The sequence below is a fragment of the Galbibacter sp. L-19 genome, assembly GCF_056857615.1.
On the sequence record NZ_JBSXNL010000054.1, the window covers coordinates 24,116 to 45,743 of the forward strand.

14 protein-coding genes and 1 other RNA gene are annotated in these 21,628 nt (G+C 33.0%); 8 read left to right on the forward strand and 7 right to left on the reverse strand.

Annotated elements, in window-relative coordinates; all coding sequences use genetic code 11:
* Window positions 1-91 precede the first annotated feature (91 nt).
* From AC13CQ_RS09095 to AC13CQ_RS09110, 4 genes are read left to right on the forward strand one after another with little or no spacing between them, the layout of a single operon-like run.
* On the forward strand, window positions 92-1,054 hold the full coding sequence (locus AC13CQ_RS09095; RefSeq protein ID WP_482882852.1) for a phosphoribosyltransferase-like protein: 963 nt from the start codon (window positions 92-94) through the stop codon (window positions 1,052-1,054).
* A complete protein-coding gene (locus AC13CQ_RS09100) occupies window positions 1,041-2,912 on the forward strand; it encodes an ORC-CDC6 family AAA ATPase (RefSeq protein ID WP_482882854.1) in 1,872 nt (623 codons plus the stop codon). The genes AC13CQ_RS09095 and AC13CQ_RS09100 overlap by 14 nt, the downstream gene beginning before the upstream one ends.
* A 39-nt stretch (window positions 2,913-2,951) precedes the next feature.
* Window positions 2,952-3,887, forward strand: coding sequence for a hypothetical protein (locus AC13CQ_RS09105; RefSeq protein WP_482882855.1), 936 nt, complete (start codon window positions 2,952-2,954; stop codon window positions 3,885-3,887).
* A complete protein-coding gene (locus AC13CQ_RS09110; RefSeq protein ID WP_482882856.1) occupies window positions 3,880-5,061 on the forward strand; it encodes an HsdM family class I SAM-dependent methyltransferase in 1,182 nt (393 codons plus the stop codon). Before AC13CQ_RS09105 ends, AC13CQ_RS09110 begins: the two co-directional genes overlap by 8 nt.
* 141 nt (window positions 5,062-5,202) lie before the next feature.
* Here AC13CQ_RS09110 and AC13CQ_RS09115 read toward each other — a convergent pair whose 3' ends face one another.
* Window positions 5,203-6,456, reverse strand: coding sequence for a site-specific integrase (locus AC13CQ_RS09115; RefSeq protein ID WP_482882857.1), 1,254 nt, complete (start codon window positions 6,454-6,456; stop codon window positions 5,203-5,205).
* Between the two features lie 257 nt (window positions 6,457-6,713).
* Window positions 6,714-7,114: a transfer-messenger RNA gene (ssrA, locus tag AC13CQ_RS09120) on the reverse strand.
* Window positions 7,115-7,918: 804 nt separating this feature from the next.
* On the opposite strand from ssrA, the gene AC13CQ_RS09125 reads away from it, so the two are divergent.
* A complete protein-coding gene (locus AC13CQ_RS09125; RefSeq protein ID WP_008613136.1) occupies window positions 7,919-9,124 on the forward strand; it encodes an NAD(P)-dependent oxidoreductase in 1,206 nt (401 codons plus the stop codon).
* A 241-nt stretch (window positions 9,125-9,365) separates the two neighbouring features.
* Entirely contained in the window at window positions 9,366-10,373 is a 1,008-nt protein-coding gene (locus AC13CQ_RS09130; RefSeq protein WP_008613134.1) for a 3-oxoacyl-ACP synthase III family protein, read from the forward strand.
* 114 nt (window positions 10,374-10,487) lie between these two features.
* Here the strand turns inward: AC13CQ_RS09130 and AC13CQ_RS09135 are convergent, their stop codons facing one another.
* The 5 genes from AC13CQ_RS09135 to AC13CQ_RS09155 are packed head-to-tail and all read right to left on the reverse strand — an operon-like array spanning window position 10,488 to window position 18,334.
* Window positions 10,488-11,300, reverse strand: coding sequence for an N-acetylmuramic acid 6-phosphate etherase (locus tag AC13CQ_RS09135; RefSeq protein ID WP_008613130.1), 813 nt, complete (start codon window positions 11,298-11,300; stop codon window positions 10,488-10,490).
* Window positions 11,278-12,747, reverse strand: coding sequence for a sodium:solute symporter (locus tag AC13CQ_RS09140; protein WP_008613128.1), 1,470 nt, complete (start codon window positions 12,745-12,747; stop codon window positions 11,278-11,280). Before AC13CQ_RS09140 ends, AC13CQ_RS09135 begins: the two co-directional genes overlap by 23 nt.
* A 6-nt stretch (window positions 12,748-12,753) precedes the next feature.
* Complete coding sequence (locus AC13CQ_RS09145) at window positions 12,754-13,941, reverse strand: exo-beta-N-acetylmuramidase NamZ family protein (protein ID WP_008613127.1); 1,188 nt, start codon at window positions 13,939-13,941, stop codon at window positions 12,754-12,756.
* 51 nt (window positions 13,942-13,992) lie between these two features.
* The gene (locus AC13CQ_RS09150) at window positions 13,993-15,267 is read right to left on the reverse strand and encodes a RagB/SusD family nutrient uptake outer membrane protein (RefSeq protein WP_008613124.1); all 1,275 of its coding nucleotides are present in this window, start codon (window positions 15,265-15,267) and stop codon (window positions 13,993-13,995) included.
* A 10-nt stretch (window positions 15,268-15,277) separates the two neighbouring features.
* The gene (locus AC13CQ_RS09155; RefSeq protein WP_008613122.1) at window positions 15,278-18,334 is read right to left on the reverse strand and encodes a SusC/RagA family TonB-linked outer membrane protein; all 3,057 of its coding nucleotides are present in this window, start codon (window positions 18,332-18,334) and stop codon (window positions 15,278-15,280) included.
* Between the two features lie 164 nt (window positions 18,335-18,498).
* Between AC13CQ_RS09155 and AC13CQ_RS09160 the strand changes: the two genes are divergently transcribed.
* Both AC13CQ_RS09160 and nagB read left to right on the forward strand, forming a co-directional pair.
* Entirely contained in the window at window positions 18,499-19,248 is a 750-nt protein-coding gene (locus tag AC13CQ_RS09160; RefSeq protein WP_008613120.1) for a DeoR/GlpR family DNA-binding transcription regulator, read from the forward strand.
* A gap of 96 nt (window positions 19,249-19,344) precedes the next feature.
* Window positions 19,345-21,282 (forward strand): glucosamine-6-phosphate deaminase, encoded by a 1,938-nt coding sequence (nagB, locus tag AC13CQ_RS09165; protein ID WP_008613119.1) that lies wholly within the window; start codon window positions 19,345-19,347, stop codon window positions 21,280-21,282.
* The last annotated feature ends 346 nt before the right edge of the window (window positions 21,283-21,628 follow it).

Here is a 21,628-nt window from a genome sequence, read left to right on the forward strand (position 1 = left end):
AACTTTTATAGTCAAAAAATAATTTATATATAAAGTAATTTGTATTATTAAAGAAAATCTCGTTATTTATATTTCATTACGTTTATTTTATATGCTTTCAGAAGAAAAAATCGATAAATTTATTTCATATGCTTTAGATAAGGTCTATTTTTATATAGAGTCCAAGTTTTGGTCAAAACCAAACATGAAAGAGCTAAATAATTGGCTTAGAAATTTCAGAACTTTAGAAGAAAGATATTGTGCTTTAAAACTATTAGATAGATTTGTATACTACTCAGAAGAAGATATTATTCACTTGATGAAGTATGGCATAAATGAAAAAATAATTAGAAATCATATATATAATATAGAGCAAAATAGTGGCTTTCTACTTTCTAATTGTGAAATTAAAAGAGCAAAGAAAAAATTTTTAGAAGGACTATATTTTATAAAATTAGATACTGGCAATCCCTCAGAAAGTTCAGGAGCTATGTTGAGATATTTAACTGTATCTCTTGGTTTTCGAGAATCCAATATTCTCGATATTAATAATTTGAATAGTATTGATCTTGAGAAATGTGATAATCTTATAATAATAGATGATTTTATAGGTAGTGGTAATCAGATAATTGATTTTTGGAATTATAAAAAGGTTAAAGTTAATGGAGAAGAGATGCTTTTTTATAAATTAGGAGAAAAGTTTAAGCACATGTCAATTGAGTATTTCTGTTTGGTCTGTACTGAAGAGGGGTACTATAATTTTGCATTAGATAATGATCCAGGAAGAAAAACAAATTTGAAAATAACTTATAGTGAAATGCTTTCAAATAGATTTAGAGTTTTCGGGAATGATTCGATGTATTTTGATGATAAAGAAATGGATTATTGTAAAGAAATATTACAAAATATATGTGTCAAAAATAATATCGACTTCCTAGGATATGAAAGCCTAGATTATGCTATAGCTTTACACCATTCAATACCAGATTGCTCTTTACCATTGTTTTACAAAAATAACGACTCATGGAATTATCTTTTCCGAAATAAAAAAACCGAATCTGATGCCAATATTTGAAAATCCATTTTCCACAGATAGAGCTGAGCAACTTGGTGATAAATTATTTGAATTTTACGCAAATAGTAATACATTTGAAGGGCTTCTACGAAGAAAATCATTGATATTAGAAGGAGGAAGGGGGTCTGGTAAAACAATGTTTTATTTATATCATTCTTATTTCAATAAGAAGAGAGAATCTCAAAGTAATTTAACTGAATTTAATGAATTTTTAAAAGGAGAAAAATTAATAGGTATCCACTTTAGAGCAGATTCCAATTTCGTTCCTGCTTTTCAGCACAAAGGAATTAAAGAAGAAGATTGGAATTTACTTTTTGCACATTATATGAATATAAATCTTACTAAAAGATTAGTTGAAATTATTTTGGATATAAATGAATCAGTTAATGAAGAAAAATTAATATTTGATGTTAAAGAAGAGGTCTGTGAATTATTTTCTGATGATTCTATAATTGATTTTCCATCTTTTTTTAAAAGATTGAAAACTCAAGAAATTCGTTTGATTTCTTTTATTAATAATCCTGTGGAATATGACAAACCAGGATTAATTATAAATGGTTATTTGCTAAATCTTTTGGCTAAATGTATTCTAAAACAACCAATTCTTAAAGATAAATCAATACACATTTTTATTGATGAATATGAGAATATGCTTTTATATCAACAAAGGATAATTAATACACTTATTAAACACCCTGATCCTGTTATTTTTAATGTAGGTATGAGAAAAGAAGGGCTTAAAACTCATGAAACTCTTGCTAAATCAGAGATAATTAGCGCTCCCCACGATTTTAAACCCTTTGATATGGAAGATTTATCAGAAGATGAATATGAAGAACTACTTTTGAAAATATGTGAAAAAAGATTGTTACGAGTAGCTGAGCTTAATTCTTTTAAAAATGATCGCCTTTTAGATATTAGATATTATTTAGGTAACTATGATTATAAAAAAGAAATAGCAAGTATTTTAAAAACAAGGGATATTGAGGATTTGAAAATTAGAATAAAAAATAGAGTGGGATTTTCTGATTCTAGAATGGCTCCTTTATTCGATTGTGATGATCCATTATTATTAAGGTTAAATATTGTGTTATTAGATAGAGGGAAGAAGCCAGAATTTTTGGTAGATGAAATAAATAAATTGAATAAAGGAAAAAAATCAAAATATCGTGATTGGATACATAACAATAAAATGGGGGTTATTTTCCTATTAGCCAAAGAGCATAAAAAGGAAAAAATTTATGCTGGTTTTAATACATTTAAATCTGTTTCATCGGGGATTAGCAGATATTTCATTGAATTATGTGAGGCTGCATTTCAAAATGCATATCGTAATGGCTTTTTATTTACCGAACCAAGAGAGATTAGTTATCAAGAGCAAACGGCAGCAGCAAATCATATATCTAAATATAAAATTAATGACATAGAAACATATACTCCCTATAGTATAAAGCTTAAAAGGTTTACTTTATTGATGGGACAAATTTTTCAAAAATTACATCGTGATATAAGATTGAGTGAACCTGAAAGAAATCATTTTTCAACAGACTATGATAAATTATCAGAGTCGACTAGAGACTTTTTAAATAATGCAATATTATACTCGGTTCTTCAACGAAGAGAAGAAACGAAGGATAAGGATAACTCTATAGATTCGAATACTTATGAGTATCATCTAAATCATATATATGCTCCTTACTTCAATATTTCAGCTAGGCGTATACGCAGTTTGAAGATTAATTTCAGCAATTTAGAAACCCTTATTAATGGCGATGTAAAGAGTGCTTATGCAATTGCCAATAGTTATGTTAAAAACATAACCAAAGATGATAATAACCAACTTAGGATTGATATTTAAATGCAAGAAAAGTATACTAGATACTATGAGCTGAAGTCATTGATAAGTAAAGATGGATTTGTCGAAAATATAGATATATTACTGTTTGGTAATAGTCGAGAGTTAAGAGCTCAGAGAATACCTTCATTACTTGATGATAACTTTAAAGGAAAAGCATATTCAATAAATTATGATGTTGAGTATGAGAAGTACTCAATTATTGAAACGGGTATTAAAGCTACACATAGAGAAGAAGACTTAAAGATAAAAGGAAAAGATTTAGTATCTACTTTTAGAATGGATTTAGAGAATATTAAAATTGATAATAAAACAGTCTTAATTGATATTACCTCATTAAAACATCCTTTGGTGTTTTTTGTGATAAATATTTTGAAAGAGTCTTTTAATCCGAAAAAATTTTTTGTCTGTTACACAGAACCTGAGCAATATTCTAAAAAATATGAAAGTGAAATCGATGTGAAATTTGATTTAACAGAAAAGTTTTGTGAAGCAAATACTCTCCCAGGATTCCTTAGAATACCTGATCATAATAAAGATAAATTATTAATTGCAATATTAGGGTTTGAAGGCTCTAGATTTAGTAAAGCTTTTGGAGAAGTAAACCCAGGGAAAAGAAAAACATATGCAATTGTAGGATTTCCTTCTTTCCATCCAAATTGGCAATATTATGTGTATTCTAAAAATCAATCGACATTAATTCAATCACAATCTAGAGATTTAATAGAAAGAACAACCGCAAATGAGCCTTTTGGTATTTATAATATTCTACAAAAAATTAAATTAAATAACCCTAATGAAGAAATTACTATTGCACCACTTGGAACAAAGCCACACTCACTGGGGGTTAGTATGTTTGCTGTAGATAATCCAGATGTACAACTATATTATGATTTTCCATCACATGGCAAAAAAATAAGAACAGTTGGAATAGGAAAAAGCTTATTATATAATTTAACTGAGTTTATAAATGAATAATAGTTTAGGTCAATTTTACACAGCTGAATGTATTTCTCGTCTATTAGTATCAAAAATACTTATAAAAAAGCCAAAATATATAATTGAGCTTGGAGCTGGAAGTGGGTCTTTATTAAGGGAAGCACAAAAAAAATGGAAAACTAGTAAATTCATAGCTGGTGAAATTGATTCTAAAAACCTAGATGATTTAAAGAATGAATTTCCAAATATTAGTGTATTTAAGATTAATGGATTGTCGTCAAAACTTAATAAGAGAATAAAGATTAAATTAGGAACTATAGATGTAGGTATTTGCAATCCTCCCTACTTAAAAGTAAAAAAATCAAAAGCAATAGCTAAAATTATAGAGAATAGTAATTTAGGCAAATTAGAGCACTATAAAGTGATTACTTCTGATTTGGTTTTTTTAGCTCAAAATTTATCATTTATTCGTGAAGGAGGTGAACTTGGTATAATTTTACCAGATGGATTATTAACTTCTCATCAGTTCAGAGTTTTTAGAGAGCATTTAATTAATAATCACCAAATATTAGGTGTTATTGAGCTTCCTGACCACGTTTTTAAAAAAACAGAGGCTAAAACGCATATATTAGTGATAAGAAAAGCCAGGCCTAAAGAAATGGAGGTGCCTTTGTACTTGTCTGATATTGAAGGGAAAATAATTGAAAAACATGTAGTAAATAGGAAAGACTTAATTTTCAGAATGGATTTTAGTTATAATAAATGGTTAAATTCAGATAAAGTAGTAGGTATAAAACTGAGTCAGATAGGAGCTCAAGTATTTAGGGGAAAGTTTTCTAAAAAACAACTTGATAATAATAAATATGAATTTTTGCATACTACAGATTTGAATCAATCATTTTCTTTTATGTCTTGTAAGCCAAATAAAGAATTGTTGAAAAAATTTAAATGTGCGCAAAAAGGAGACATTGTAATATCTCGGGTAGGAAAAAGATGTTTAGATAGAGTGCTTATGATAACTGAAGGAGCTATATTAATCAGTGACTGTTTATATGTTATAAGAGTTGATGAGAAGTATAGAAATGCTATTGTTGATACATTGACCAGCGATTATGGAAAAAAATGGATTGAAGCTCATTCACATGGGGTATGTGCCAAAGTAATTAGTAAGATTGATTTATTAAATTTAAAAATTCAATTCGATGAATTATAAAAAAATATATTTTTATGGATAATATGAGCTAAATTAATCGATAAGTAAAGACTTTGGTTAAGATTATAAATACAAGGACTGAAAATCCTTGGGCCTCTATGACCTTGAATCTTGTTGCTTAAATTTGAGTTGGATATTTTATTAAATAGATGGTGATCTCTTAGAAACCTCCTTCTCATTCACTTCTAATTTTTCTCTTAAGACTCTCATGTCATCACTAATTTTTCGGTCTATAATTTTTGCATAATGTTGTGTAGTGCGTAATGATTTATGGCCAAGCATACGACTGACTGATTCTATAGGAACACCATTGGAAAGAGTTACTGTAGTAGCAAAAGTATGTCTGGCTAAATGAGTGGTGAGATTTTTTTTAATTCCACACAGCTCGGCTATTTCTTTCAAAAATGCATTTGACTTTTGGTTACTTAGAACCGGTAGGATATATTTTCCCTTTTTAACTTCTGGATGTTCTTTGTATTTATCCAAAATTTCCAGAGCTACCGGAAGTAAAGGGATACTACTTACTGTATTTGTTTTAGTTCGTTTAGTACGAATCCATTGATACCCGTCAATGCCAATAATAATGTCATCTTGTGAAAGTTTTTTCACATCTGAATAGGCCAGACCTGTATAACATGAGAATAGGAATATGTCCCTGACCAAGCGCAAACGGTCGAAGTGTAATTCTTTTTCATATAATGTATTGATTTCCTTTTCGGTTAAAAATTCACGCTCTACAGGCTTAAACTTCACTTTATAATTAAAGAAAGGATTTCTGTCTATCCATTGATTTGCTATGGCAATTCGAATGATTTTTTTAAAATTATTAATGTATTTAAGTGTGGAATTATGGTTGCATTTCCGGGTGGTCTTGAGATAGTATTCCAGTTTGGTGATGAATTGATTGTCGATCTTCCTTAAAGGGTAGTCCGTTGCGTTATACTCACTCTTGATGAAGGATTGTAGGTGACGGTAGCAGGTCCAGTACCTAGTTGCTGTGGATACTGTTATATCCTTACCAGCTAAGGTGTCCATTTTTTCATTGTGCTCCTTGAATACTTCCAGGAGAAGTTTTGATTTTCTTCTGGAGCCGCCACGTAATTTGTACATCAGATCCTTGGCTGTTACCTCGATGTCATTATCAATAAAGGTTTGGTGAACCTTGTTGAGTTTATGCCGAAGGTTGGCCATATGGTCATTGACCTCTTTGGCCTCACGGTTGTTGCCCATTACTTTTTCACTGGTAGGATTCCAGAACATAGGGTTCACCTTTCTTGAGATGCTGTATTCTACTCTTTTACCTTGAACTACAAGTCTCAGGTAAATGGGTGCCATACCAGTCTTATTAATTTTTTCTTTTCTTATGTAAAAGTGAACGTGATAATCAGTCTTCATTATTATGCATTTTTAGGTGTCGATTTGTACTTAAAATTACCTAAAAAGCATATAAAGTAAAAATACTTTAACAAATGTAAAATACTGAATATAAGTGTTTTGTTGGTTTAGCGATACCTATTTTTGATGAGGCTTAGGGGGTATCCATATAGGTATCGTTTAGTGCCGTATCATTTGCTATTATATAAAGTGATAAAAAATAAAAAACCCTGTAAATCAATTCATTACAGGGTTTATGATATGGATTGTCGTCCAAAAAGTGGAGTCGGGGAGATTCGAACTCCCGTCCAAACAAGCAATCAAAATGCTTTCTACATGCTTAGTTTTTGTTCAATTGTCGACGTGCAGCTGACCAAAAACCGCCCACTACACGCTTAGCTTCTTAAAGTTTAAAACAGTGCCGAAGCTACACCATTTCTATGTTGACTTTTATGGTGTCTTATAACGCGTCGCCATCAACAAGGGCTACCCAGAGACATCTCGCCTTCCCGCCTTGCGGGAACGTGGCCAAAATCTTACTATAAATTCAGATTAGGCAGCAAGAGCGTAGTTATTCTCGCCATTTAAAAAAATGTGAAATATGAGATTAAAGAGCTGTATCCCAGCGCTCTGCATGCTTACACTTTCATTAGACTCGCTGTCAAAACCAGTCGACCCCATATTCAAAGAACTATTTTATGCAATTTTCATCGCTATAACATCCGCAATTTTAGGATGTATTTTTTGGGCATTTCCCTCGCAAAAAAAAAAGCTCGGGTCGGGCTATTCGCTATATCTTTTTTACAATTGTCACCTTGAGCTTGTTGTGAAATTGTCACCCTGAGCTTGTCGAAGGGACAATTATAAAAAAGGATGTCGCTACTATCCCTAATGCGGGGTGCAAATGTAATACAATTTCTATTAATCCATAGGGCAAACGTATACTTTTATTCGGCTCTAGTTAAAAGAGCGTTAATGGCTAGCGCAGCTAAAACCCTTATTCCTAGAATAGTGACCGAAGGCTCTGAGATCAGGAGTGCAGCGACGCAGAGTTTCGGGCACGGTTTTTCGACCCAGTTGTCAAAAAAATTCATTGGATAAGGTGCCTTTTTCTTTGTTTCGTTTCTTTTGGGCGAGCAAAAGAAATGAAAAGCACGAAATCACTAGCATTTGGGTTGATATTAGAGCCAACAAATAATCAACGTAATTCTAAACTAGAACCTTATTTCTACTATTTTTATGTGAAAAACTAATTCATTTTTTCAGTTTTAAGAATATTCAAGTTCGTTGAAAATAAAAACAAGTTTAATTCATTTGACGTAGAGTCCTTTGGTCTCAGTACAGGCTCTGGGTAATAAGACCCTCTTTGAGGGATTCAAATGGATTTTTACAAAGTGTGAGTTTGCCCTCGTATTAATCCATAAGAAACTTGTACATTTCCATCCTTCCGTGTAAATTAGAACAAAATTTATACCAAATTAGTATGAAGTTCGGAATTATCAAAGAACGTAAAACACCTCCTGATCGAAGAGTAGTTTTGTCGCCTAAAGCCTGTCAAGCTGTCAAAACACAATTTCCTTCAGCAGAAATTATTGTAGAATCATCAGAAATTAGAGTTTTCAAGGATAATGACTACCAAAGTGCAGGTTTTAAAATTTCCGAGAATATGGAACAATGTGATGTGCTTCTTGGAGTAAAAGAAGTGCCTATTGCTGCGTTAATTCCGAATAAAAAATATTTTTTCTTTTCACACACTATAAAAAAGCAACCTTATAATAGAGCGTTACTTCAAGCAGTTCTAGAAAAAAATATCGAATTATATGACCATGAAGTAATAACAAATAGCAACGGACAAAGGTTAGTAGCTTTTGGACGTTATGCAGGCATTGTAGGGGCTTATAATGGATTTAGAACATACGGACTTAAATACAATTTATTTGAATTACCCAAAGCTACCACACTTCCCAACCAACAAGCATTAATAGATGCTTTAAAACGAATTCCTCTTCCACCAATAAAAATATTGCTTACTGGAAGCGGTCGTGTAGGTAATGGAGCTAAAGAAATGTTGGACGCCAAAGGCGTAAAAGAAGTTTCAGTAAAAGAATATTTGGATAGCAATTTTGATGTTGCTGTATATTGCCAAATAGATGTGTTGGATTACAACAAACGTAAGGACGGGGCTTTTTCAGAAATAATAAATTTTTATAAAAATCCATCAGAATATGAGTCTAATTTTATGCGATTTGCAGCGGTAACCGATTTCTATATCGCAGGACATTTTTATGGAGATGGAGCTCCATATTTATTTACACGTGAGGATGCAAAAAAAACAGATTTTAAAATAAAAGTAGTGGCAGATATAAGTTGTGATATCGATGGTCCTGTAGCAACTACAATTCGGTCGTCTACTATAGCCGATCCAATTTATGGGTATAACCCGAAGTCGGAACTTGAAACCGATTTTAGAGATGCAGACGCCATTGCAGTAATGGCGGTAGATAATTTACCGTGTGAACTTCCAGCCGACGCTAGTGATGGCTTTGGAGAGAATTTTATTGCAGCTGTAATTCCTGCTTTTTTTAATAATGATAAAGATGGGGTTTTAGAAAGAGGACGTATGACTTTTAAAGGAAAACTTACAGATAGATACAGCTACCTTCAAGATTATGTATATGGAAAAGAGTAAATAGCTTAATTTAAAAGGGCTTATTAAAGATTTATTATGCTTTAGGATTAGTGAGAGAGGTAAAATGACTTCTAATTTTTCCTTAAGAGCATTTTTTAGGATTCATTCTAGCTTTTTACACTACTTTTAGGAGACAGTTTTTTAAAGAGTTACTAATAATGCGTAACTTGCGATGCTTAATTTTGTTAAAGTCGCAAAAGAAAACGATTATTTTATATTATTTTAAAGAAAGGTCTTGCAGATGTATAATTCAAAAATAACAGGTTTAGGGTATTATGTACCTGATAATGTAGTAACCAATAACGATTTATCTAAAATAATGGATACTAATGATGCTTGGATTCAAGAGCGTACTGGTATTCAAGAGCGTCGTCATGTGGTTAGGGGGGAAGACACTACAACAACTATGGGTGTGAAAGCTGCTAAAATAGCTATAGAGCGTTCTGGGGTTGATAAAAATGATATTGATTTTATTGTTTTTGCCACTTTAAGTCCAGATTACTACTTTCCTGGACCTGGAGTTTTAGTACAAAGAGACTTGGGTTTAAAAACTGTTGGAGCCTTGGATGTTAGAAATCAGTGTTCTGGTTTTGTTTATGCAATTTCTGTAGCCGATCAATTTATTAAAACTGGAATGTATAAAAACATTTTGGTTATAGGGTCAGAAGTGCATTCTACAGGTTTGGATATGACAACTCGCGGTCGTGGGGTTTCTGTAATTTTTGGAGATGGTGCTGGGGCAGCAGTTTTAAGTAGAGAAGAAGATACTTCTAAAGGAATTTTATCCACACATCTCCATTCAGAAGGAGAGCATGCTGAGGAATTGGCATTAATTGCTCCAGGGATGGGAAAACGCTGGGTTACAGATATTATAGAAGATAATAATCCTGATGATACTTCTTATTTACCACATATGAACGGACAGTTTGTGTTTAAAAATGCAGTGGTTCGTTTTAGTGAGGTAATAAACGAAGGATTGAAAGCAAATAATTTAACTCCTGCAGATATCGATATGTTAGTCCCTCATCAAGCAAATTTGAGAATTTCGCAGTTTATTCAGCAGAAATTTAAATTAAGCGATGATCAGGTGTATAACAATATAATGAAATATGGTAATACAACCGCAGCTTCTATTCCAATTGCTTTAACTGAAGCTTGGGAGCAAGGAAAAGTTAAAGAAGGAGATACAGTTGTACTAGCAGCCTTTGGAAGTGGTTTTACATGGGGAAGTGCTATTATTAAATGGTAGATTTTTAAGTTGAAAGTTATAAAGTAAAAAAGTTAATAAGTTATCGAGTTATATTGTTGTGATGTTTTAGAAAAGCTTTTTTTTAACTAATAACTAATAACTAATAACTAATAACTACCCTTTAAAGTTTGCTATTGCTTTTTTTACACTTTGATGCTCCATTAAAAGGGCTTTTGCTTTTTTTTCATCAATTTTTAAATCTTCCATAAGCATTTTAATACCTCGCTTTACTAATTTTTTGTTGGAAAGTTGCATGTTGATCATTTTATTGTCTTTTACCTTTCCCATTTTAATCATCAAAGCGGTGGAGATCATGTTTAAAATTAATTTCTGAGCAGTTCCTGCTTTCATCCGTGTGCTTCCGGTAACAAATTCAGGCCCTAGAATTACTTCAACAGGATAAGTTACATTTGCAGCTAATGGGGTGTTCATATTGCAGGTAATACAACCAGTTGTAATATTATTCTCATTGGCTTTTTGCACACCTCCAATTACATAAGGGGTAGTTCCAGAGGCAGCAATACCAATTACAGCATCTTTATCAGAAATGAGATGTTCCTGCATTTCTATCCATGCTTTTTCAGTATTATCTTCTTCATTTTCAACTGCATTTCGTAATGCCATGTCACCTCCCGCAATAAGTGCAATAACTAATTCTTTGGATACTCCGTACGTTGGTGGAAGTTCGGAGGCATCAAGAACTCCTAATCTGCCACTTGTACCTGCTCCAAGATAGAATAAGCGTCCTCCTTTTTTCATTTTTTTATATACAGCATTTACCAATTTTTCTATTTCGGGAAGAGCTTTTTCAATAGCATTTGGAACTGTTTTGTCTTCTGTGTTTATATTGATGAGCAATTTTTGAGTGCTCATTTTTTCTAAATTGTTATATTCTGAAGTGTTTTCAGTGATTAATTGCTGACTCATGTTTTGGTTTGATTAAGATTAGGAATACTATTGTGATTAGGGCGTTTATAAAAATATTCATAAATCCTAGATCAAAACTGTAATAATATATTAATACGTAATTTAAAATATAGGTTAGAACAGGAGCGATAATGCATATAAATGGCACGAGTTTGTCTATAATGTTTACTTTACTGAAAATTCCAAAGAGAAAGAGTCCTAGGAGGGGACCATAAGTATATCCAGCAACTTTAAAAATACTGGTAATAATGTCTCCTGTGCTATTAGCAAATGCCATGATAATAGCAAACACAATAATGTTAAACCCGAAGAGCGTTAAGTTTTTAGCTTTTTTTCTTTCTGTAGGGGTTTTCTTATCTATATTTAAAAAATCGTGGGTAAAAGAGGTTGTTAAAGCAGTTAAAGCAGAATCAACACTAGAAAAAGCGGCGGCAGTAATTCCTAAAATAAAAGTAATAGCGGCTGCAATTCCAAAATAATTTAATGATAGTTTAGGGAAGAGGTCATCTGTATTAATAAAAGTACCCTCTTTTATAGGGAGTGTAATGCCTTTGTTTTCTGCAAAAACATAAAGTAAAATACCTAAACCTAAAAAGAGAAATTGGGTAATTGCTAGGATAAAGCTAAAAACCAATGCGTTTTTTTGAGCCTCACTTTTAGATTTACAAGTGAGCGTTTTTTGCATGATATTTTGATCGAGTCCCATCATGGCTATAGCAATTAAAATACCTGAAACTATTTGTTTGAAAAAATTATTTCCAGATTTAGAATCCCAGTCAAAAACCTTAAAATACTTATGTGATGTTACAGTGTCTATGGTTTCTGAAATAGAAAAATTTAATGCATTTTTTATAGCGAAAATAGAAACGATTGCCGCAACAATTAAAAAGGTAGTTTGAAGCGTATCTGTCCATACAATTGTTTTTATTCCCGATTTATTAGTGTAAACCCAAATAAGGATTAAAATAATTAGCACGGTTATTGGGAAAGGAATCCCTATGGGAGCAAACATAGCATAATCTAGTACTTTAACGGCTAGTAGGAGTCGTAATGCAGCGCCAAAAGATTGTGAGATTATAAAAAGTAGAGAGCCAGTTTTGTATGAATAAAACCCAAAGCGAGTTGATAAATAGGTGTAAATTGAAATTAATTTAAACTTATAATAAATTGGAATAAGCACAAAAACTATAAAACTGTAGCCAATTACATTTCCTATAACAAATTGGAAATAGTATAGGTAATTGTTAGAAACCATTCCTGGGATCGAAACAAAGGTAACACCAGACATAGCTGCGCCAATCATTCCATAAGCCACCAATGGCCAAGGAGATTGTCTATCTCCAGTGTAGTATGCGTCTGCTCCCGATTTTCTAGAGACTATGTAGGAAATGGCAACTAGAACTACAAAATAGACTAGAAAAATAGTAAAGAAAAGAGAGGTATTCATGTGTTATTATTTATAGAGTAAAATGGATGCTATTTGTGTTTTGTATTCCTTTAAATTTTCAAAGTTTTCTAAATCTTCCATAGTGCCATTAGTGGTTACCCATTTTCTTAATTTATCGGTTCCGTTAATAATATCAATAGGCATATTTTTATAATCATACTCGTAAGGAGGTTCTTTCCATTCAAAATCTTTTCCTAAATAATGATAAAATTCTTTCATAAGAAATTGTCCTGTTCTCCATGGTTTGAATGTTTGTGAATCTGTAACATGAATTTGAAACCCACCACATATTCTATTCATATTCTTTTGAAAAGTGGGTAAAAATGTAATAGGTCTTAAAACGACTCCTTTTAGTCCAGATTTAGCGAAAGATTTTTCCAAATGATTTTTATAGTAACCAAAGGCTTCAATTTTTGGGCTTCCAACAATTTCTAATGATTGTGTAGTGCCGCGCCCTTCACTTAATTTTGTTCCTTCAAAAAGTACAGTCGTAGGAAATGTAAGAGTGCTAATAGCCCGTGGTAAATTTGGAGACGGCAATAACCATGAGAGTCCAGTGTCTTTATAGTACATTGTACGATTCCAATTTTTCATGGAAATTATGGAAAGATTACATTTTTTGTTTGCCCAATATTCTTGGTGCATAAGAGCAACTTCTGCAATGGTAAGTCCATGTCTAACGGGTAATGGATGTAAACCTATAAAGGATGAAAATTTTTCATCTAAAATATTTCCTTCAATGTCAATCCCATTTATTGGGTTGGGACGATCCAATATAACAATCTCAATATCTCTTTCTGCGCATTTATTTAATATATGCGTTACAGTATATATATAGGTATACATTCTGCATCCAACATCTTGCAAGTCGATAAATAGATAATTGATGTTTTCCAACATTTCATCAGTAGGAATTCGAGTTTCAGAGTAAAGAGAGTATACGGGGATATTGAAATATGGGTGTATAAAATGATTTGTTTCAATCATATTATCCTGCGCATCTGTAGAAAATCCGTGTTGTGGTCCAAATAGTTTTATAAATCTGTCGCCAAAAATATTCTTAAATAGTAATGCAGCATGATTTAATTTACCATCAACAGAAGCATTGTGGCACAAAAGCGCTACGTTTCCTTGATATTTTGATTGGATAGAGGTATCATTTACCAACCGATCCAAACCAGTATTTGTTTTCATACGATCAAATTTAAGTTAGGCATTTTTTTCTTTCTATTAAGATTTCATAAATTAATTTTGTGGATTTGGAGGAGTTTGGGTGTTGTTATCTCTTTCGGAGTTAGGATAAGGATAATAATTTCTGTTTCTTTCTGTAGTAGGTCTGTTAAATCTTCTGGAATCTTCTAATGATAAGCCACTTAAATAAAGTTCTATTCTTCTGTTTTTATAAATTTCATCTAAAATAGCTTCTTTGGTCATTTCTCCAGAATATGCAGGAAGCATAGCGGCTACGCCATAAATATCTTGCGCAGGAGTTTTTGTTATTACTTTGTTCAGTTTTATTGTAGCCTCTTCTAATCTATCTTCTCGAGCATAAGCTTCTGCTTGTATTAAATACATTTCACCTGGAAGATATACAGGAATTTTATCAGTATTCGAAGTAAAAAAACCTTTGACAAAATAATCAGGTTCCTGACCATCAACATAAAAATCAATGCGACCATCGTTTGTGCTGGGAGCTAAATTAGATGGCAAACCAAAGTTTTTGTCTTTTGCCTGACTTACATTATTTGATGAGAACCAAAATGCTAGCGGATTTGGATTTGCTTCTTCAAAAATCCAAGTAGATGACGTGTTTAGATTAACATTGTTTGCAGCAGAGATGGCATCAATATTATTACCTAACATTAAATGATATCTGGCTGTTAAGGCGTATACAGAATTTTTAAGGTCGATAGAATTAAACAATTCTGAAGTTACAGAAGTAGATAATCCATTATTTATATATTCTAAAGAAGTAGATAAATCGGTTAAAGCACTATTTAATACTTCTGTGCGTGTATTGAATGGGGCGTTTTTCTGAATAGAAAGCGGTAGACTTTCAAAAAACTGAATTAAAGTTCCGTGAGCAAGAGCGCGGTAGAAAAGAGCATATGCTTTTAAGGAATTAGCTATTTGAGAATCTTCTGTAGCAGTATTTGCATTGTCAATAATAGTGGTAGCTTCTTTTTTAATTAACATAATTTGCCCCCACATATTGATTAGAACTTCATTGTCTCCAGAAACGGTAGAGCCTCCAATTACTAATTCATTTTCTCCAACATTCCCAGGGTTTAGCAATCGCAATTCTCCAGTATTTAGTCCTGCTGCTGTTACTGTAGTATACATGGGACTGGGTCTATTGGTGCTCCATTGTTGTTGCATGCCGTTAAGGAGCATTATTTGCTCATCAACACTAGAGGTGAGCGTTGGATCTAATACAGAATAAGGATCCAAATATTCTTTATCGCAAGATATAAAAACGATAAAACTGCATATTATTAAGGTATATTTAATAGATTTCATAATCATTATTTTAAAAGTTAGCACTTACAGATAAGGAAAACGTTCTTGGGATAGGTGCATTTCCAAAATTTACGGAGCGGAGGAGATTTGATTGCCCTCCAGCATTAGTTTCAGGGTCATAACTAAAGAAATCATCAAATGAAAAGAGATTTCTACCTTGTACTGAAATTAGAACATTATTGAGGGCATTTCCAAGACTTCCCAGTTTATAGCTTAAAGAAATTTCTCTTAGTTTGATGAAGGAACCGTCTTCAATTCTGAATTCTTCAATAGGATATATAGAGGCAATATAACCTCTAGGTAATTCTCCAGTAAGCTCTTGTTCAGCCATTTTACCTACCCCAACTCCTTGACGAGTACGCTTATCGGCATCAAAAACATCAAACCCTTGAACCGATTCCCAGAGCATGGAAAAAGAGAGTTTTTTGTAGGTAAGATTGGTTCCAAAAGCAAGAATATAATCAGCATTGGGGTCGCCAATAACTTTTTTTAATTGATCTCCAACTGGTTGTCCGTTTGCATCTCGTTGAGGTAATCCAGTAGTTATATTCCCTCTTTCTGTTTGAGGAAGCCCATCTGGAGTTAATAGTAAACTACCATCTGTGTTTTGAGCGTAATAGGTTCCGTAAAAAACACCTAATGGTTCTCCTTCTCTTACCTGTGGTAAAGCTCCACTTACGGTAGCAATAGAAATAGGCCCTCCACTAGTATTGGTAACTTCATTTTTATTAGTGCTGAAATTAAAGTTTAAATCCCATTGCCAATCTTCATTTTTTATAGGACTTACATTTAGGTAAGCTTCATAACCGTGATTCTTCATATTTCCTACATTTTCTGTTCGCGTTAGTCCGCCTTCAGAAGGAGATAAAACCCGTCTTACAATTAAATCTGAGATATTCTGATTGTAATAAGTAAATAAGAAAGAAACTCTGTTATTAAACATATTTACATCCGTACCAATTTCAAATTCTTTTGTACGCTCTGGTTTTAGGTCTAAATTTCCTAATCTACTGTCTTGTACTAGGGTGTTCTGTACGCCGAAAAAATTATTTCTTGAATAGCTTCCAAAACGTTCATAAGGAGAAATTGCAGTTAGGTTTCCTGCATGTCCATAAGAAGAACGAAGTCTTACAGAGTTAAAAATGTTACTTAAATTACTGTTTTCCCAGAAAGGTTCGTTAGATAATAGGTATGAACCTGAAATTTTTGGATAGAAATTTGTGCGATTATCGGGAGCAAAATTGGTGGCTCCGTCTACTCTTCCAGCTACAGTTAAAAAATACCTGTCTTTATAAGCCAAGGATTCCTGAAGGAAAAAACCAAAAATGTCTAACCTATCTTCCGATAGTTTGTCTTCTAAAGGGACTGTAGGAATATTATTTGCATTAAGATCTCTTCCTTGAGTTCCGTTTAGTGTTAATTTACTTGATTGAAAATTATATCCAATAATAGTTTCGGAACTTAATTCATCAGAAAAATCAAAGTCAAAAGTAGCCGTAGCATCATAATTCCAATTAAATATTTTGGCTTCGGTATCGGACAAATACCCTTTGTCAAAGTAGGATGGATTTACATCAGGATATGGATAGGCAGGAATGTAAATATGACCAACTTGCGTGTACATATCTGCTCCATATGTTTGATTGATGGTTAAAAAATCAAAGGGTTTTATGGCTACCTTTAAATTTGGAATAAAACGGTTAATTTCTTGACTAATATCAAAATCTTCAATAATAGATAACGGATTAACTCGGGTAGGTTCTACGGCCATTAAATTACCATTTTCATCTCTTCGTGTAGCATCATAAATATTATTTGAAATATTAACAGAGTTAATTGGACTCCAAAACACATTTCCATCTGGCTTTTCATTAGATTGGCTATTTGCAAAATAAGCGCCTACATCATAAGACAGCCAATCGGTAACTTTATGGTTAAATCCCAATCGGGTAGAGAGCCTTTTAAAGTCTGTGTTTTTTATAATACCTTGATTTGTAGTATATCCAACAGAAGCATTATAACCAATGTTTGGAGCTCCACCTCTCATTGATAAATAATTATCTGTTCCATAGCCTGTATCAAAAATTAAATCTTGATAGTCGTAACGAGTTACATCAAATTTTTCTGAAGAAAGATTTTGATAGGGTGTAAGATTGCCATTTTCATCTTTTCCGAAAATTGGCCAAAGACGTTCTCCTAAACCACTTTCAAATTGTTCGCCACGTAAATTTGTAGGTACTTTTTTACGAACTGTATTTACATTAACGGAAGTTTTGAAATAAAATTCAGGTTCTTCATTCCCCATAAGCCCTTGTTTGGTATTAATAATAACAACACCATTGGAGGCTCTAGATCCATAAATAGCAGCAGCTGCAGAACCGTTTAAGATATTAATACTGGCAATGTCATTTGGATTGATATCTGCCATTCGGTTTTGTCCTGGCTGCGCTGCTCCAGCGTCTACATTTAAATTGGTAACATTGGTAGTTAAGTTACTAGTAATTACCCCATCAATTACATATAGTGGTTCTGATGAACCGCTAATAGTACTCGGACCTCTTAATCTTATAGAAAATCCACCAGCTGGATCTCCCGAATTTTGTGTAATTTGAGCTCCTGGAATTTTTCCTTGAATAGCTGCAGTTACACTAGGCGTGGGAGAACTGGTAATGTCTTTAGATTTTAATGTGGTAATAGCATTCCCAATTTTCTTTCTAGATTGTGATACACTCGACCCCATTACGACTACTTCCTCTAAAGCATTTGAGTTGCTGTTTAAATACACTTCAATAGTGTTTTGATCTAAAGCAATTGTAATTTCTTTAGAAGAGTAACCAATGTAGCTTACTACTAATATTTTCTCTTCTCCACTAATAGTTATAGAGAATTTCCCGTCAAAGTCCGTCACAGCACCAATAGTAGTGCCTTTAAACAATACATTAGCTCCTGGAAGCGGTTGATTGTCGTCTTCTGAAATAACAATTCCGCTAATTGTTCGCTCTTGAGCCATAGCAAAATTTATAATCAGAAGTAATACTGATAAGAATGTTAAATAGTGTTTGTTCATTTTTATGACCTTTAAATAGAGTAGTAATGTATAGTTTATTTTTCATATAAGCAAAAAAAATGCTAAATAATGCATATTTAATGCATTTATAGCTGTAAATTTGGACTTAAACTAATTTAATGCGTATATTTTTGCATGAATAAAGCGTGTTATTTATAATTTGTATGCAAAAAAAGGAAAGACAAGATCTTATTATAGAGGAGGTTAGGGTAAATAGAAATGTTACTTCAACCTACTTAGCTCAAAAACTAAATGTTTCTGAGGATACTATTCGAAGAGATTTAAATGAGCTCGATAAAAAAGGGTTGGTAATGAAGGTGCATGGAGGAGCGGTGTCGACTATTCAAAAACTATATCATTATAATGAAGAGGTTATCTTTAATAGGGATAAAAAAGATACAATAGCTAAAAAAGCTGGAGTGTTATTGAAAGATGGAATGGTAATTATAATAAGTGGCGGAACTACAAATTTAATGTTTGCAAAGCAACTACCAGAAACATTAAAAGCAACAGTATATACCTATAGTTTGCCAATTGCTATGCAATTATCTGATCATCCAACTGTAGAGGTTATTTTTATAGGAGGGAAGATCAATAAAAAATCGATGGTTACTGTAGGGATCGATGTGGTGCAATCGCTTTCTCAAGTAATGGCAGATATTTGTTTTATAGGAGTTAGTAGTATTAATGAATTAAATGGTTTGACCGATGAGGGGTATGAAGTATCTTTAGTAAAAAAAGCCATGATTGCTGCTTCAGACAAAGTAGTGGCTTTGGCAACTTCAAATAAATTAAACATTAGGCAAAATTATAGTGTATGTGGCTTAGAGGAAATTAATACCTTGGTAACAGAAATAGACGCTAACGATAGTATCTTGCAGCCATATAAAAACGCAGGGATATTAATAATGTAAATTATTTTTGAAAGTGTTTAATAAACTGACCAAATTAAAATTGTAGAAATTATTATTTAATAGTATTTTTAATACATCCAGAGAAAAGTAAAGACAATGAAAACAAACGCTGACGAAGTACAAAGTGTTAAGTATGTCAAGGTAGGAACGTATGAGTATAGTAGATTTGAAAAAATCCATAATGTGGTTTTTAAAAAATCTTCTAAAGCCTCTTACCTTGTAGCCAAAGAAATAGCCGATTTAATTCGCTCTAAAAACAGTAAAGGGGAAAAGTGCGTTTTAGGACTTGCTACGGGTTCATCGCCAATTCGAGTGTATGAAGAATTAATAAAAATGCACAAAGAAGAGGGGTTGAGTTTTAAAAATGTAATCACCTTTAATTTGGATGAATATTTACCTATGAATCCAAGTAGTATTCATAGTTATCATTACTTCATGCATGAGAATTTATTTAATCATATAGATATTCCCGAAGCGCAAATTCATATTCCAGATGGAACTATTTCACAGGAGGAGGTAAATGATTATTGTGCGGCTTACGAAGAAAAAATAGCAGCATGTGGTGGTTTGGATTTCCAACTTTTGGGAATTGGTAGAACGGGCCATATAGGATTTAATGAGCCTGGATCTCATTATAATTCGGCTACCAGAAGTATAACGCTAGATCAGTTAACAAGAGAAGATGCTGCAAGTTCGTTTTTAGGGATTGAAAATGTGCCTAAAAAAGCAATTACAATGGGGGTTGGTACGGTTACCAATGCAAAACGAATTGTGCTTTTAGGATGGGGGCATAAAAAAGCAGAGATTATAAAACAAACTATTGAAGGGGAAGAAACAGCTCAGATTCCTGCTACCTATCTTCAGGATCATCCAAATACTACTTTTGTTTTGGATACCGAAGCGGCTTCTATGCTTACTAGATTTGAGTCGCCTTGGTTGGTAGATACAGTGGAGTGGACAGCGCCAATGATTAAAAGAGCAGTGGTTTGGCTTTGTGATAAAGTAGAAAAATCTATATTAAAACTTACAGATAAAGATTATAACGAACATGGATTAGCTTCTTTAATTGCTGAAAAAGGTTCTTCGTATGAATTAAATATCGAAATGTTTAACCAATTGCAGCATACTATTACTGGTTGGCCAGGAGGAAAACCAAATGCTGATGATTCTAATAGGCCAGAACGAAAATCTCCAGAAAAGAAACGTGTTATTATTTTTAGTCCGCATCCAGATGACGATGTAATCTCAATGGGAGGTACATTTGACCGATTGGTACAACAAGGACATGAAGTGCATATTGCATATCAAACCTCCGGAAATATAGCTGTTTCTAATGCCGATGCTTTAAAGTTTGCTGAAGTGGCAATGGATTTCCTTCCGCAGGGGGAAGAATTAGAAAAATTAAAAGCAGTAGTAGAAGGGATTAATCAGAAGAAAGAAAATGAGATTGACCCGATACAGGTGAGAGAATTAAAAGGGTTAATACGTAAAAGAGAGTCTATTGCGGCTACCCGTTATTTTGAGGTTCCAGATGCGCAGGTGCACTTTTTAAATCTTCCTTTTTATGAAACTGGGGCTGTAAAGAAAAGTCCGTTAGGGCAAGCAGATATTGATATTGTAAAAAATTTAATTGCAGAAGTTAAACCACATCAAGTATATGCAGCAGGAGATTTAGCAGATCCGCATGGAACTCACAAAGTATGTTTGGATGCTGTATTTAAAGCGATGGCCGAATTGAAGTCTGAATCTTATATGGACGATTGCTGGTTGTGGTTGTATAGAGGTGCTTGGCACGAATGGGAAATCCATGAGATAGATATGGCGGTTCCAATGAGTCCAGACCAAGTGTTGAGAAAGCGAAAAGCTATTTTCTTCCATCAGACTCAAAAAGATGGGGTTTTATTTCAAGGAGAAGACTTACGAGAATTTTGGGTTAGAGCAGAAGATAGAAATAAAAAAACGGCAGCACATTACCGTAAGTTAGGATTGTCGGATTATGCAGCCATAGAGGCTTTTAAACGTTTTGATTATTAGAATTTTCAATTCAATTATGTAAAAAATCAAGAAGCTGTCTAAAAAGAATCTAAACTCTAAAATCATCCTGAACTTGTTGAAGGATGCCCTTGAGTGTTAGTTGTTTAAAACTTCGATAAGCTCAGTTTGACAACTAATGATTACTTTTTAAAACAGCTTCTTTTATTAATAGCGGGCAGATAACACTAACCATCAACTATATGAGAATATGCGTCGCTATTAAATCCCTCATTGAGGGTTTCATTTTCTAGAGCCTGTCCTGGAGTTAACCGAAGGGCTCTACGTTGAAACAGATTAAATTATTTTCCTTTGAGTAGCTCGTAGGCTTGCCTCGAGGGAGTTGGTT

Coding starts and splice junctions, on each gene's coding strand:
- AC13CQ_RS09095 (WP_482882852.1), top strand. CDS start 92: ATGCTTTCAGAAGAAAAAATCGATAAATTTATTTCATATGCTTTAGAT.
- AC13CQ_RS09100 (WP_482882854.1), top strand. CDS start 1,041: ATGCCAATATTTGAAAATCCATTTTCCACAGATAGAGCTGAGCAACTT.
- AC13CQ_RS09110 (WP_482882856.1), top strand. CDS start 3,880: ATGAATAATAGTTTAGGTCAATTTTACACAGCTGAATGTATTTCTCGT.
- AC13CQ_RS09115 (WP_482882857.1), bottom strand. CDS start 6,456: ATGAAGACTGATTATCACGTTCACTTTTACATAAGAAAAGAAAAAATT.
- AC13CQ_RS09125 (WP_008613136.1), top strand. CDS start 7,919: ATGAAGTTCGGAATTATCAAAGAACGTAAAACACCTCCTGATCGAAGA.
- AC13CQ_RS09130 (WP_008613134.1), top strand. CDS start 9,366: ATGTATAATTCAAAAATAACAGGTTTAGGGTATTATGTACCTGATAAT.
- AC13CQ_RS09135 (WP_008613130.1), bottom strand. CDS start 11,300: ATGAGTCAGCAATTAATCACTGAAAACACTTCAGAATATAACAATTTA.
- AC13CQ_RS09140 (WP_008613128.1), bottom strand. CDS start 12,747: ATGAATACCTCTCTTTTCTTTACTATTTTTCTAGTCTATTTTGTAGTT.
- AC13CQ_RS09145 (WP_008613127.1), bottom strand. CDS start 13,941: ATGAAAACAAATACTGGTTTGGATCGGTTGGTAAATGATACCTCTATC.
- AC13CQ_RS09150 (WP_008613124.1), bottom strand. CDS start 15,267: ATGAAATCTATTAAATATACCTTAATAATATGCAGTTTTATCGTTTTT.
- AC13CQ_RS09155 (WP_008613122.1), bottom strand. CDS start 18,334: ATGAACAAACACTATTTAACATTCTTATCAGTATTACTTCTGATTATA.
- AC13CQ_RS09160 (WP_008613120.1), top strand. CDS start 18,499: ATGCAAAAAAAGGAAAGACAAGATCTTATTATAGAGGAGGTTAGGGTA.
- nagB (WP_008613119.1), top strand. CDS start 19,345: ATGAAAACAAACGCTGACGAAGTACAAAGTGTTAAGTATGTCAAGGTA.